The organism is Pseudomonas bharatica CSV86, from assembly GCF_000319305.2.
Lineage (GTDB): Bacteria > Pseudomonadota > Gammaproteobacteria > Pseudomonadales > Pseudomonadaceae > Aquipseudomonas > Aquipseudomonas bharatica.
On the sequence record NZ_AMWJ02000001.1, the window covers coordinates 2,080,230 to 2,093,316 of the forward strand.

At 64.8% G+C, this 13,087-nt stretch carries 12 protein-coding genes and 2 pseudogenes; 2 read left to right on the plus strand and 12 right to left on the minus strand.

What is annotated here, in order from left to right; translation table 11 throughout:
* Positions 1 to 205 precede the first annotated feature (205 nt).
* From CSV86_RS09060 to CSV86_RS09075, 4 genes and pseudogenes are all read right to left on the minus strand, one after another.
* A pseudogene (locus tag CSV86_RS09060) lies at positions 206 to 1,533 on the minus strand (LLM class flavin-dependent oxidoreductase).
* Positions 1,534 to 1,567: 34 nt separating this feature from the next.
* Positions 1,568 to 2,260: a peroxiredoxin-like family protein gene (locus tag CSV86_RS09065; protein WP_009395424.1), complete on the minus strand. Its 693-nt coding sequence runs from the start codon at positions 2,258 to 2,260 to the stop codon at positions 1,568 to 1,570.
* Positions 2,253 to 2,633 carry a 4Fe-4S dicluster domain-containing protein gene (locus tag CSV86_RS09070; RefSeq protein ID WP_009395425.1) on the minus strand — a complete coding sequence of 127 codons (381 nt, stop codon included), beginning with the start codon at positions 2,631 to 2,633 and terminating at the stop codon, positions 2,253 to 2,255. The genes CSV86_RS09065 and CSV86_RS09070 overlap by 8 nt, the downstream gene beginning before the upstream one ends.
* On the minus strand, positions 2,630 to 4,216 hold the full coding sequence (locus CSV86_RS09075) for an FAD-dependent oxidoreductase (protein ID WP_009395426.1): 1,587 nt from the start codon (positions 4,214 to 4,216) through the stop codon (positions 2,630 to 2,632). The genes CSV86_RS09070 and CSV86_RS09075 overlap by 4 nt, the downstream gene beginning before the upstream one ends.
* Before the next feature lie 294 nt (positions 4,217 to 4,510).
* Here CSV86_RS09075 and CSV86_RS09080 point away from each other — a divergent pair, with 294 nt between their 5' ends.
* Positions 4,511 to 5,611 (plus strand): HNH endonuclease, encoded by a 1,101-nt coding sequence (locus CSV86_RS09080; protein ID WP_009395427.1) that lies wholly within the window; start codon positions 4,511 to 4,513, stop codon positions 5,609 to 5,611.
* 48 nt (positions 5,612 to 5,659) lie between these two features.
* On the opposite strand, the gene CSV86_RS09085 is transcribed toward CSV86_RS09080, so the two are convergent.
* From CSV86_RS09085 to CSV86_RS09095, 3 genes are all read right to left on the minus strand, one after another.
* Entirely contained in the window at positions 5,660 to 6,328 is a 669-nt protein-coding gene (locus tag CSV86_RS09085; RefSeq protein ID WP_009395428.1) for a hypothetical protein, read from the minus strand.
* A 2-nt stretch (positions 6,329 to 6,330) separates the two neighbouring features.
* Entirely contained in the window at positions 6,331 to 6,888 is a 558-nt protein-coding gene (locus tag CSV86_RS09090; protein ID WP_170394523.1) for a hypothetical protein, read from the minus strand.
* 78 nt (positions 6,889 to 6,966) lie between these two features.
* On the minus strand, positions 6,967 to 8,196 hold the full coding sequence (locus tag CSV86_RS09095; protein WP_009395430.1) for an NADH:flavin oxidoreductase/NADH oxidase family protein: 1,230 nt from the start codon (positions 8,194 to 8,196) through the stop codon (positions 6,967 to 6,969).
* A gap of 84 nt (positions 8,197 to 8,280) precedes the next feature.
* Here CSV86_RS09095 and CSV86_RS09100 point away from each other — a divergent pair, with 84 nt between their 5' ends.
* Entirely contained in the window at positions 8,281 to 8,694 is a 414-nt protein-coding gene (locus CSV86_RS09100) for a MerR family transcriptional regulator (RefSeq protein WP_009395431.1), read from the plus strand.
* On the opposite strand, the gene CSV86_RS09105 is transcribed toward CSV86_RS09100, so the two are convergent.
* The 5 genes and pseudogenes from CSV86_RS09105 to CSV86_RS31825 all read right to left on the minus strand — a co-directional run bounded on the left by CSV86_RS09105 (position 8,691) and on the right by CSV86_RS31825 (position 13,067).
* Positions 8,691 to 9,083 carry a GFA family protein gene (locus CSV86_RS09105; protein ID WP_009395432.1) on the minus strand — a complete coding sequence of 131 codons (393 nt, stop codon included), beginning with the start codon at positions 9,081 to 9,083 and terminating at the stop codon, positions 8,691 to 8,693. The genes CSV86_RS09100 and CSV86_RS09105 overlap by 4 nt on opposite strands.
* Before the next feature lie 158 nt (positions 9,084 to 9,241).
* A pseudogene (locus tag CSV86_RS09110) lies at positions 9,242 to 10,289 on the minus strand (NAD(P)-dependent alcohol dehydrogenase).
* 272 nt (positions 10,290 to 10,561) lie between these two features.
* Positions 10,562 to 11,875, minus strand: coding sequence for an amidohydrolase (locus tag CSV86_RS09115; protein ID WP_009395434.1), 1,314 nt, complete (start codon positions 11,873 to 11,875; stop codon positions 10,562 to 10,564).
* Between the two features lie 9 nt (positions 11,876 to 11,884).
* Positions 11,885 to 12,331, minus strand: a complete 447-nt coding sequence (locus CSV86_RS31820) for an acyl-CoA dehydrogenase family protein (RefSeq protein ID WP_240160398.1) — start codon at positions 12,329 to 12,331, stop codon at positions 11,885 to 11,887.
* Between the two features lie 55 nt (positions 12,332 to 12,386).
* Positions 12,387 to 13,067, minus strand: a complete 681-nt coding sequence (locus CSV86_RS31825; RefSeq protein WP_240160399.1) for an acyl-CoA dehydrogenase family protein — start codon at positions 13,065 to 13,067, stop codon at positions 12,387 to 12,389.
* Positions 13,068 to 13,087: the final 20 nt, after the last annotated feature.

A 13,087-nucleotide genomic window follows, 5' to 3' on the forward strand; every position in this document is an offset into this window, starting at 1 on the left:
CGAGGGGTCGGGTCTGGAGGGACTGTAGCAAGGGGGAAGGGAAGGGAAGAAATACTGTTTTGATCTATTTTTATTATTATTTTTCAGAATAAAAAATCAGATGAATATTTAATTATTGCATTTTTAGAAAGGGCCTCATCGCTGGCAAGCCAGCTCCCACACGACCCCTGTGGGAGCTGGCTTGCCAGCGATGAGGCCCTCAAAATCAGGCTACGTCAGCCGCCTTCACACTATTCCTGTTCACCGGCACCACCAGTCCCAGGTGGTCCCTCAAGGTCCGACCCGCATAGTCCTCCCTGAACAACCCACGCTCGCGCAGGATCGGTAGCACTTCGTCGGTAAAGCGCGCAAACGCCGCCGGCGCGCCGACGTGCACGTTGAATCCGTCCACCGCGCCTTCCTTGAACCAGCGTTCGATTTCGTCGGCCACCGTCCGCGCCGACCCGGCGAAGCCGGTAAAGGGCCGGGCGAACCTGAGTGCTGTCTCGCGCAGGGTAAGGCCCTGTTCGCGCGCGACCCGCTTGATCTTCTCGGCATGTCCGCGATAGCCATTGCTGCCCAGGTCACCCAGCTCCGGGAACGGCTCATCCAGCGGGTACTGGCTGAAGTCGTGGTAATTGAACGGCCGCCCCAGTTGCACCAGCGCCTTGTTCAGGTCCAGCTCGCCATGCCTGGCCTTGAGGATCGCCTGCGCCTCTTCATCGGTATCGGCAATGATCGGCGTGATCCCCGGGAACACCAGTACCTGCGCCGGATCGCGCCCGGCCTGCGCCGCCCGGCGCTTGATGTCGGCGTAGTACTCGCGGGCATCGTCGAAGTTGTCGACCCCGGCGAAGATCCCTTCGGCAATGTGCGCGGCCAGCCCTCGACCGGACTCCGACACCCCGGCCTGGAAAATCACCGGCTGGCCCTGGGCCGAGCGCGAGATGTTCAGCGGCCCGGCGACCGAGAAGAACTCGCCGCGATGGTCCAGTCGATGCTGCTTGGCCGGATCGAGGAAGCGCTTGCTGGCCCGATCCCGGGGAAGGCATCGTCCTCGTAGGAGTCCCATAGCCCCTGGACCACCGCCACATGCTCATGGGCGCGGCGATAGCGCTCGCCGTGGTCGATATGCTGCTCGCGGCCGAAATTGCCGGCGGCGCCTTCCAGTCCGGTGGTCACCACGTTCCAGCCGGCACGGCCATGGCTGATGTGGTCCAGCGAGGCGAACTGGCGGGCGACGTTGAAGGGTTCGGTGTAGGAGGTGGTCAGGGTCGCCACCAGGCCGATCCTGTCCGTGGCGCCGGCCAGCGCGGAGAGCAAGGTCAGCGGCTCCAGGCGATTGAGGAAGTGCGGCGCCGAGTCCGGGGTAATGTAGGGGCTGTCGACGATGAAGACGAAGTCGAACTTCGCCGCTTCGGCCGCCCGGGCCTGCTGCTTGTACCAGTCGATATCGATGCTCGCGTTGCCGGGAATGCTCGGGTTCAGCCATTCCTGCTGATCGGTGCCGACACCGGTGAGGATCGCGCCAAGGTGCAATTGCCGTGTGCTCATGCTGCAACTCCTGTAGTTGGTGAAGAAGAAGGGTTCAGGCCCAGGCGTGGCGGACCACCAGGCCGTCGGCATCGAGGGCGGTATCCACCGCGTCGATGATCGGCTGGGCTTCGCTGCGCACCAGCCAGTCGGGGCTGACCTCGGCGAATTGCACCCGGCGATCACGGCCGATCACCACCACCGTGGGCTGCGGCAGTTCCCAGGTGCCAGTGCCGGTAACGGCGCCGATGCTGTTGCCCTTGGCCAGGGCGGCCTGGCGCGAGGCTTCGTCGAAGCTGTAGAGCACGCCGAAGCGGCGGCCGAGCCGGTTGTCCGGGTCGCTGGCGACCTGCAGGGCCAAGCGGTGCTTGTCGCGGATTTCCACCAGGCGCTCCGGCACCTGCGGGCTGATCGCGACCAGCGGCACGCCGCGACGCTGCAGGGCCGGTTGCAGGTTTCGCTCGTAGTAGGGAATGGCGATATTGCAGGCCGGACAACCAGCGAAGCGGAAGAACACCAGCACGGCAGGGCCGTTTTCCAGCAATTGGTCGAGGGTCAGGGAGCCACCTTCGACCTTCAGCAGTTCGAAGGGCTCGACGAGGTCGCCGGCCTTGATGAAGCGCTGCGGATCGGCTTCGTCCACCAGGCGCTGGCGCTGGTCGATGTTGACCTTGAGGGCTTCCGGGGCCCAGGTGCGCACGCGTTCGGCATGCAGTTCGGCAAGCAGGTGATTGAGGGATTCACTCATGGCGTGGTCCTGTGTCGGGGGAAGGGGTGGCCAGCTCCCGGGCGAGCGCGAAGATGTGCTCCATGCGCCAGTGCTGGTTGTTGTAGCGCGGGTCGTTGGCGAACTCGTCCCAGCCGGAATCGCGGCGATATTGGCCAGGCAGGTTGCTGGCCAGGACCTGCGCGGGGTCGAGGCTGACCGGGTGTTCGCAGTCGGGGTGTACGTAGAGCGCATCGCTGGCGCAGTACAGCTCGCACATGAAGCAGGTCTGGCAGGCACCCTGGTTGGCGATGCGCGGTTTGCCGTCGCTGCCGAGGGCGAGGACGTTGGTGGGGCAGACGCTGATGCATTGGCTGCAGCCGCTGCAGCGGTCGCTGAAGATCAGTTCGATCATGCCGGGGTCTCCACGGGGCGCGTGACCGGGTCGTGGCGGACCCAAGGGCTGTCCAGTCCGCCGCTGCGCAGGTGCACGTCGAAGCGGTCGTGTCGTTGCGGTGCGTCGGTGCGTTGATGGATGCCGCGGCTTTCCTTGCGCGCCAGGGCGCTCGAGTAGCACCAGCGGGCACTGGCCAGCAGGGCCTGGGTTTCCCGCCGGCGCAACAGGCTGTCCGGGTCGCTGTGGGGCGCGTCGCCGCGCAGGCGGTCCCAGTGGCTGTCCAGCGTCAGCAACGAGCGCTGCAATTGGGCGCCGGTGCGGAACAGGTTCTTGTCGTAGGGATGCAATTCGTTCTGCACGGCCCGGATGGTCTCGCAGTAATCGGCGTCGGCGGCGGGAATCGGCGTTTCTGTGTACCGTGCCGCGGTACGTAACACTGTACGGTTGGCTTTTGCAAACTGGGCAGCGCCACTTCCGGCCCATTGCCCGCTGGACAGCGCCCACGAGGAATTCACCGCGCCGCCGCCCGAGATCGCGCCGGTCACCGTTTCGCGGCTGGCGGCATCGCCGGCGGTGAACAGGCCGGGCACGGTGGTCTGGCAATGGTCGTCGGTCACCCGCAGGCCGCCGACACCGCGAATGGTGCCTTCGCCGTGCAAGGTCACGGCGAACTTGTCTCGGTAGGGGTCGATGCCCAGGCGATCGAACGGCAGCATCAGGTTCGGCTGCACATAGGGCAGGCGTGCGCGGATGTCGGCGGGAATCCGGTCCAGGCGGCAGAACACCGGCCCGCGCAGCAGATGGCGGGCAAGGGCATTGTTGAAATCAGGGCCCTGGGGGATATCCAGCTCGCGTCCGGCGGCATCGAAATAGCGGCCGAAGGTGTAGACCATCGAGCGGGTCATGGTGCTGCCGGCCGGGGCGATGCAGTAGTAGGCGGAGAACTCCATGCCCGACAGCTCGGCACCGGCTTCCACGCCCATCAGGTAGCCGTCGCCGGTATTGGTATGGCTGCCGAGCAGGCGTGACAGGAAGCCGCAACCGCCAGTGGCCAGCACCGTGGCCGGGGCCGTTACCTGCCACTCGCGCTTGAGCTGGCGCTGCCAGCCGCGGGCGCCGGCCAATTCGCCGGATTCGCTGCGCAGCAGTTCCAGGGCCGGGCTCTGGTCCAGCAGGGTGACGCCGTGCTCCAGCGCAAGCTGGCGCATGGCGCGCATATATTCAGGGCCGCGCAGTGCACGGTACTGCTTGCGCCCCTGCTCATCGCTGGGGAAATGGTAGAGACGGTCCAGTTGCGGAAGGGACTGCCAGGTGGTTTCGAGGATGCGCGCCATCCAGCGCGCGTCACCCAGGCCTGCGGCGCTCTCGACGCGCTTGCCGATCGCGGCCTGGCGCTGCTCGGGCGGCACCCACCAATGGCCGGGCCCGGCGGTGGCGGTCACGCCGCTGGTGCCGCACCAGCCTTTTTCGGCGAGCACCACCTTGGCGCCTTCACGGGCGGCGGCGACGGCGGCCCAGGTGCCGGCGAGGCCACCGCCGATCACCAGCACATCGGCAGCGAGCTGGAGCGGGGCGGGGGCGTTGTGAAACAGGGGGATCATTGGCGCATTCACTCCGGCTGAGGTCGTTGGGGACGGCCTCCGCCGGGAATGGGGTCGGGTCTTGGGATAGAACGATAGGCGCGGGAGCAGGTGGTAGGGAAAGGCTTTTTGGTTCTAAGCTAATTATGCGAGTTATGTATTTATTTGCTTTTCAAAATCAGGAATAAGTATTTAGTTGGCAGTGCCGACAACCCTGTGGGGGGCTCCTACGGCTAGTGTCTTTTTGCTATCATTTGCCCACAAATAATATCCAGCGCTCTGCGCAAGCGAGTTGTACTAAGGATCCCGAGTCCCATGGCGTTATTCCTGCAAAAGCCGGTGTTTTGGAACACCAACAACTACATCGCGCCGTCCGGCGGCTTCGCCACCAGTGGCTTCGCCCGGGAAAACGGCTACGGCCACGAAGAATGGAACAACTCGCCACGCCTGCTCCTGCGCCAGGGCAACCAGCGCTACCGGGTCTTCCATACCGAGGGCGCTGGTGCGGCGCCGCTGGTGGAGAACGCCGGCCAGACCTTCGTGTTCATGACCGCCGCGCACAACGGCATCCTGCAACTGGTAGGCGTCGCCGGTAACGCCGTCGGCCTGTTCGACGAGCGCCTGCTGGGGCAGCGCCAGCAGATCGTCGATAAGCTCGCCCTGCAGGAACTGTGGGAGGAAGCCTGGGCCGTGACCAAGGTCCGGCGTATCCACGAGGATGACCGCCACCACTTCCTGCGCAACTGGAAACAGAACCTTCAGCGTATTCCTGCCTGGATCTGCCCGGAAGAGTACTTCTGGTGGTTCGACGAGCCCGTCACCCTTGATCTGCGCGCGATCATTGGCGCGGAGAAACTGGCGTCCGCAGGTACCAGCGAGCTGGACCTGGCTCTGGTGGGGCGGATCATGGATGCCATTCCCGCGTCGCAGCGGGGCGAGCGCTGGGCGCGCTTGATCGACGCGATCCACTGCGCGCCGAGCGAACCGGTGGCGGCCTCGGACCGGGATGCGCTGCTGGAAGGCAGCGAGCCGGTGACCGAGCAACTGGCTAACCTTCAAGCCCGTCGTGGACGCGGCAAGTTCCGCCAGGACCTGCTGGCAACCTGGGGCGGGGCCTGTGCGGTGACCGGGCTGGCCTGTGCCGAGGTGTTGCGTGCCTCGCATATCAAGCCCTGGGCGGTGGCGACGGCGAAGGAGCGTCTGGATCCTGATAACGGGTTGCTGTTGTCGGCGAACCTCGACGTCCTGTTCTACCGTGGCCTGCTGTCTTTCGACGAGCAGGGGCAGATGCTGGTGTCGCATTGGCTGGGCGAGGCTGATCGGGCGGCCTTGGGGCTGCCACGGGCGCTGCGCTTCGTGCCGGGCGCAATGGCTCACTACCTGCACTATCACCGCACCGAGGTGTTTCAGCAGTGATGAGCGGGGCGCTGATCGGCGCCCCGTTGCATCACCCCGAAACGCAGATCATCCGGCGGTCTTGCCCTGCTTGATGGTTTTGCCCAGGGCAAACAGCGTGCTGTCGATATGCATCAGGTAGTCCGCCGACGCTTTCAGTTGCGGTTCGAAGCGTTCGGTTTTCAGCCAGCGCTTGTACTCGTTGATCCCGGAAACCTGGTTGTTGAGCAAGGTGATCCGGCGGATCGCGTCCATCTTTTTTTCGTCGTTGCGATCGGCGCGCCACAACAGGAAACCACGCAGCACATGCTGGTCGATGATGGGCTCGCGCTTGTCGGCGAGGTGGCGACCGAACTGGTGGAACACCTGGCCCGGGCCGTTTTTCCGCACGGTTTCGGCATGCACGCCACGCACGCCTTCGACGATGTGCGTCACCTTGCTCAGGTCGCCGTTCTTCCAGGCGATGGAATACAGCAGCTTTTCCAGCGGTGACAGCGCCCTGTCGCTGATCCGTGGATGAAACTCGCCGCTGTCGGTCAGCAGCCCTTCGGCCATCAGGGTGGCGATCTCATCGCTGTTGATCGATAGCCGCAGTTCCGGATAGTCCTTGCGGTCCAGTCGATTGACATGCAGCCCGGGGTGCTCGGAGACAATGGCCGACAATTCAGCGACGGAGCGTGCCCGGAGAATGTCGGCGAACACCCTATCGACAAGCGTCAGCGCCTGGGCGTTGTTCATCGTCAGGCATCCTCGCCGACGTTGTTGTAGGTCTTGCGGTTGACCATCCAGGGCAATGCCGGCTGGCTGCGAACGTGCTTGTAGCAGCCCCTGGCGAATTCATAGGTCTTCAATTGCTGGAAGTAGCGATTGCGCCCGTGCCATTCATAGGTCACGAGAAACACCAGCAATGGTTTGTCGGCGTTTTCCCATACCCCGTGTATGCGCTCCAGCGCCATGTCCAGCTCATTGACCCGCGTGTAGCCGATGAAGGTCTGGAACACCGCATCATCGGTACGCTCGAGCAGCTTTTCGAACTCGTTGATATCGGTATGGGCGCGTTTCCACTCCCACTCCACGTAGGACAGGGTCTGTTCCGGGAAGCGTATGACCGCATCGGTACGGCCGCCTTGCTCGAACAATGCACGAGCCCCGAGCAGGGTCGCGCATTGCCTGACCACCAGGCCGATATGAATCGTCCAGTTGGCCGGGTTGGCCATGGAGTGTTCCTCCGTCACGGGAAAGTCGCGATACCAGAGGCAATTGAAGAGGGTTACGAAGTCTCGTGCGATGCGTTTCACCGGCGTTCCTTGCATGGGCCAGAATGGTGGGGTGGCATCATATTGCAATCATTTGGCGATGGCACACCCCCTGGATCACTATTGCTGCAGGGCCATGTGTTTGCGATACCGGCGTGTCAGCCACAGGGTGCTGATTTGCTGCATCAGCAACGCCCAGGCCGGCGATACCGTGCTATCGGGAGAGCGGCCCCGACCCAGCCGGCGCAACTGGAACTTCACGGCCGCCATGACGCCCATCGATGCCAGCACCTTGTTCTTCCAGGCGATGGGGCGCAGTGCCGGGACGTTGTCCTGCCCTTGCTGCCATTGGCGCGGCAGGTCGGGTTCGATGGCCAGGGCCGTACCGATCCCGGCCATGGCCACGCCGGAGGTGATCACCTGTTCGGCCACCGGGCGACGCCGGATGCCGCCGGTCACCATCAGCGGCATGTTCGCCACACTTTGCAGGTCCCGGGCGAAGTCGATGAAATAGGCTTCCCTGGCCAGGGTCCGGCCATCCCGGGCTACGCCCTGCATCGCCGGTGCTTCGTAGCTGCCGCCCGACAATTCCACCAGGTCCACGGGCAGCTCGTTCAGGCGCATCACCACCTCGCGGGCGTCCTCGGCGCTGAAGCCGCCGCGCTGGAAGTCCGCGGAATTGAGCTTGACCGCCACGGTGAAATCCTTCGCGACCACGGCGCGTACGGCCTTCACCACTTCGATCAGCAGGCGTGCGCGGTTCTCCAGTGAACCGCCCCATTGATCCGTGCGCTGGTTGCTCAGGGGCGAAAGGAACTGGCTGAGCAGGTAACCGTGCGCTGCATGGATCTGCACGCCGTTGAAACCGGCCTGCTCGGCGAGGCGGGCAGTGTTGGCGAAGCGCTGGATCACCTCGGCGATCATCGCTTGATCCATGGCCCGGGGCAGCGCGAAATGCCGTGACATATTGCCCAGCGCCAAGGGCACGGCCGAGGGTGCCCAGGCCGGCTGGCCGAGATTGGCCGGCATCTGTCGCCCGGGATGGTTGAGCTGCAGCCAGAACTGCGCGCCGCCAGCCTGTCCGGCACGGGCCCAGTGGCGAAAGCGTTCGAGCTGACGGTCGTCCTCCAGCACCACGCCACCGGGGCCGGTCATGGCGCGGCGATCGATCATCACGTTGCCGCTGATCAGCAGCCCGGCACCGCCTTCGGCCCAGGTCCGGTACAGGCGCAGCAGCCCGGCAGAAGGGGCATGGTCGGCATCGGCCATGTTCTCTTCCATGGCGGCCTTGGCCAGGCGATTGGGGACCACGCTGCCGTTGGGCAGGGTGAGGGGCGTGAACAGGTTCATAAGAGGAGGCTCCACGATTGGTCGTGGCCTCACCTTAGGTTTAAAGTGAACTTTAAGGTCAAGCACTTTGCTACGGGGTGGTGGATGAAAATCGGCGAGTTGGCGAAACGCAGCGGGTTATCGGCGTCGAGGATCCGTTTCTACGAGTCCAGCGGCCTGCTGAGCACGGTAGAACGTACGGGAAACGGTTACCGCAGCTATGACGCGGATGCGTTGTGGATGCTCGAACTCATCACCGGTGCGCAGCGCGCCGGGTTTTCCCTGGAAGAGATCCGCAGCCTGCTGCCGACCTCCGGGGGCGCCTGGCCGCAGGAGGAACTGCTGGCCGGGCTGAGGCGCAAGGTTGCGGAGATCGAGGTTTTGCAGGAACGCCTGGCGCGCAACAAGGCACAGTTGCTGGTAGCGATCGAGGGCATCGAAAGCCGGCCGCAGGGCCAGGCCTGCTCGGAGAATGCGCAGCAGGTGTTGGAGCGGTTGCGCAGCAAGCAAAAAGCCTAGTCCTCGTTGCGACTGGTGCCAGTGCGGTCACGTTCGAAATGCTTGATGCCGGGAAATTCCGGGAGCCAGTTTTCCCGACGTATCACCCAGAGCTCGTAGGTCGGTTTGAACTGGCTGGGTGCATCCAGCGAGCCGATATTCAGCTCGACTTCATCGCCGCTGCGGGAAAACACCGGGGAACCGCACCTGGGGCAGAAATGGCGATTCTGATAGGTGCCGGTCTGGCCCGTGACGCTGACGGCGGTTTCGGGGTAGATCGCCGAGGCATTGAGCAAGGCACCGTGGTGCTTGCGACAGTCGAGGCAATGGCACAGCCCAACGCGATAAGGCTCGCCGCGGGCTTCGAAACGGACCTGGCCGCAGAGGCAGCCGCCTGTGATGGGGGACATGACCAGCACCTTTGTCGTGTGGGTGATGGTGTTGGGACTCTTCCAGGTTTGTGTTGTTCATTCGAGCCTCATCGCTGGCAAGCCAGCTCCCACAGGCACCGCATAACCCTGTGGGAGCTGGCTTGCCAGCGATGGGGCCAGAAAGAACACTACAAAGCTCAGCCAGCCAGCGTTCCGTTATCGATCACGAACCGGTACTTCACATCTCCCTTGAGCATCCGCTCGTAGCTTTCGTTGATCTGCTCCGCCCGAATCAGCTCGATATCCGAGACAATCCCATGCTCGGCGCAGAAGTCGAGCATTTCCTGGGTTTCCGGGATCCCGCCGATCATCGAGCCGGCGATGCTGCGGCGCTTGAAGATCAGGTTGAACACGTTCGGTGACGGGTGGTTGGTGGCCGGGGCGCCGACCAGGGTCAGGGTACCGTCGCGCTTGAGCAGGACCAGGAAGGCATCCAGGTCGTGCGGCGCGGCAACGGTGTTGAGGATCAGGTCGAAGGATTTGCTGTGCGCCGCCATTTCCGCCCGGTTGCGCGACACCACCACTTCGTCCGCGCCCAGCTCCAGCGCCGCCTCGCGCTTGGATTCCGAGGTGGTGAAGGCCACCACATGGGCGCCCATGGCATGGGCCAGCTTGATGCCCATGTGCCCCAGGCCGCCGATGCCGACCACACCTACCTTCTTGCCCGGCCCGGCACCCCAGGTGCGCAGCGGCGAGTAGGTGGTGATCCCGGCGCAGAGCAGCGGGGCAACCGCAGCCAGTTGCGCTTCAGGATGGCGAATGCGCAAAACATAGCGCTCATGCACGACGATCTGCTCGGAGTAGCCGCCCAGGGTCCAGCCCGGGGCATCCGGGTCGGGAAGTTGTAAGTGCCGATCATCCCGTCGCAGTAGTTCTCCAGCCCCTCGTCGCAGTCGGCGCACTGCTTGCAGCTGTCGACGATACAGCCGACGCCCACCAGGTCGCCGACCTTGAAACCGCTGACATGCCCCCGACGGCGGCGACCCGGCCGACGATTTCATGGCCGGGCACGCAGGGGTAGCGGGTGCCGTCCCACTCCGAGCGCACCTGGTGCAGGTCGGAGTGGCAGATGCCGCAGTAGGCGATTTCGATACGCACGTCGTGGGCGCCGACGTCGCGGCGGGTGATGGTCAGCGGCTCCAGCGGCTGGTGGCCGGAATGGGCGCCATAGGCGATGACTTGCATGCGCAACTCCTCGGTAGGGTAAGTGACGATTGCATCTTCAGTGGTCGCCGGGCGCAGCCGGTAACCCGATCCGACCGGGTTCTTGCCTAATCCTTCAGCGCCGCTTCGATCCGGACACTGTGGGAGATGATGCTTTTCGGGGTCATCACGGCAGCTCCTGGGTAGGGTGGCTGGTTGAGTCTAGACCTTGAGGGCCTCATCGCTGGCAAGTCAGCTACCACACGGACCCTGTGGGAGCTGGCTTGCCAGCGATGAGGCCCTCAAGCACACCATCAATGCTCCTGCATATAACTCAGGGTCATCCTGGCCAACGCCCGGATCCCTACCGCCAACGCCCCGTCATCCACCTGGAACCCCGGCGAATGGGTCGGCCATACCGGCTTGTCTGCCAATGCCTTCGGCGTTACCCCCATGCGCATGAAGATCCCGGGGATCTGCCGCGCATATTCGGCGAAATCGTCTGCGCCGTAGGTGCCGCTATCCACCTTGACCGGCACTGTCGAGACGCTTTCCAGCACTGGCAACAGCCGGTCCACCAGCGCCGTGTCGTTGTAGCCGGCGCGGTAGTTGCCGGGCAGGTAGTCCACCTCGGCACTGGCCCCCGAGGCCTCGGCGATCTTTTCCGCCGTGCGGCGCATGCGCTGCAGCACATCCTCGCGCTGCTCGTCGCTGACCGTCCTGACCGAGCCTTCCAGGCGCACTTCGGCAGGAATGATGTTATGCCGGTCGCCGGCTTCGATCCGGCCCACGGAAATCACCGGCGCCGGCAACACGCTGAGGTTCGACTGGCGACTGGGGATGGTCTGCCAGGCGAGGATCGTCTGCGCCGCCACCGGCACCGGGTCGATGCCGGTCCAGGGGAAGGCGGCATGGGTCTGGCGGCCCTTGATCCGGGCGACGAAGGTGTCCGCCGCCGCCGTGGTGCGGGTGCGACTCAGGGTGAAACCACCGGAGGCGCCAGCAGTGACATGGATCCCGAAAATCACTGCCGGCGCCGGGTTTTGCAGCACGCCTTCTTCGATCATCTGCTTCGCCCCACCGGATTCGCCCAGTGGCGGACCTTCCTCGGCAGGCTGGAAGATCAGCTTCAAGGTGCCCGGCAATTCGTCGCGCCGCGCAGCGAGCACCTCGGCCACGCCCAGGGCCATGGCCATATGGGCGTCATGCCCGCAGGCATGCATCACCCCGACCTCCTTGCCCCGGGTGCGGAAATCGCCACCTTCGTCCTTGGCCCGCACGCTGGAGGCGTAGGGCAAGCCGGTCTGCTCGGTCAGCGGCAGGGCATCCAGTTCGGCGCGGATCGCCACCACCGGCCCCGGCTTGCCGCCGCGCAGGATACCGACCACACCGGTATGGGCGACCCCGGTCTGCACCTCCAGCCCCAGTTCGCGCAGGCGCCGGGCGATACGCTCGGCGGTCTGCACTTCGCGGTTGCCCAGTTCAGGGTGCTGATGGATCTGGTGGCGGAGCTCGATCACCCCGGGCAAGGCCTTGGCGATCCGTGCATCCAGGTCGCCCCAATCCTCGGCGGCAACGGCCCCTGACACCAGTAGCAATGCGAACCCTGCAAGACGAAACGGCAGCATTCCGGCTCCTCAGTAGGTAAAGGCGATCGGCGGATAGTTGCCGTTCACCAGGTAGTCGCCGATGGCCTTGTACTTGTAGGCCACCGCGTCGTGGGTGGTGTGGGTACGGGCGTTGCGCCAGTGGCGGTCGAAGTTGTAGCGCGACTGCGTGGTGGCGGCGCCGCCGACCTCGTAGAGCCGCTCGCAGACATGCAGGGCGGCGCGGGTCGAGGCGATCTTGGCTTCGGCCACGGCGATGGAGGACCGGGCGAGCAGGGCGTCCAGATCCTCACCTTCCAGCAAGCCCTGCAACTGGGTACGAGCGGCCAGATCGACAGCCAGCGCGGCCTTTTCCACCAGCGCCTCGGCGCCATGGATCGCGGCGGAAAGATCGCCCACGGTATGCAGGATGTACGGGTCGTTGCGCGCCTGGTCGACGCCGCTTTCGCGCACCGGGCGCGCCCCGTGCGTGACCATTCCACCGCATCGTCCAGTGCCGCCAGGCCGATGCCGATATCGATGGCGCAGTGGATCAGCTGGGCGCTGGCGCCGATATAGTTGCGCCGCTGGTACCACGTGGCCAGGGGAATGACCTGCTCGGGCAGCACCGGCACATCCTTGAGCAGGGTGGTGCCGCTGGCGGTGACCCGCTGGCCCATGCCGTCCCAGTCGTCGAGCAGGGTGATGCCCGGGTATCGGCCGGGAGCATGACGTACACCGCGTCACCGGCTTCGTCCACCGCCTGGATCTTCAGCAGGTCGGCGAACAGGCAGCCGGTGCTGTAGAACTTGCTGCCGTTGAGCACCAGGCGCTCGCCATCGCGCTCCAGGCGCGTGTGGATTTCGCCGCGGAACTTGCCGCTGCGCTCGGCAATCGCGCCGGAGGACAACCGGCGTTCGGCGAAAGCGCCCAGGTAGCGGCGCTGCTGATCTGCGTCGGCGATCAGGCGCAGATGTTCCACCGTGGCGAAATGCGGAAACAACGCCTGGGCCACGCTCGGGTCGGCCTTGGCCAGGGTGATGAAGATCCGTGCCACGTCGAGCTGGCTGACATCGCCACCGCCCAGTTCTACGGGAACACGGGCGGCTCCGAGGCCGGATTGACGGATCAGCTCCAGTTGCTCATGGGGCAGGATGCGCCGCGCATCGCGCTCGGCGGCGCCAGGTTGGATATGGGTGGCCAGTTCATTGGCCAGTGCCAGGTAATCGGTCATGGGCATGTCTCGAAAAAGGG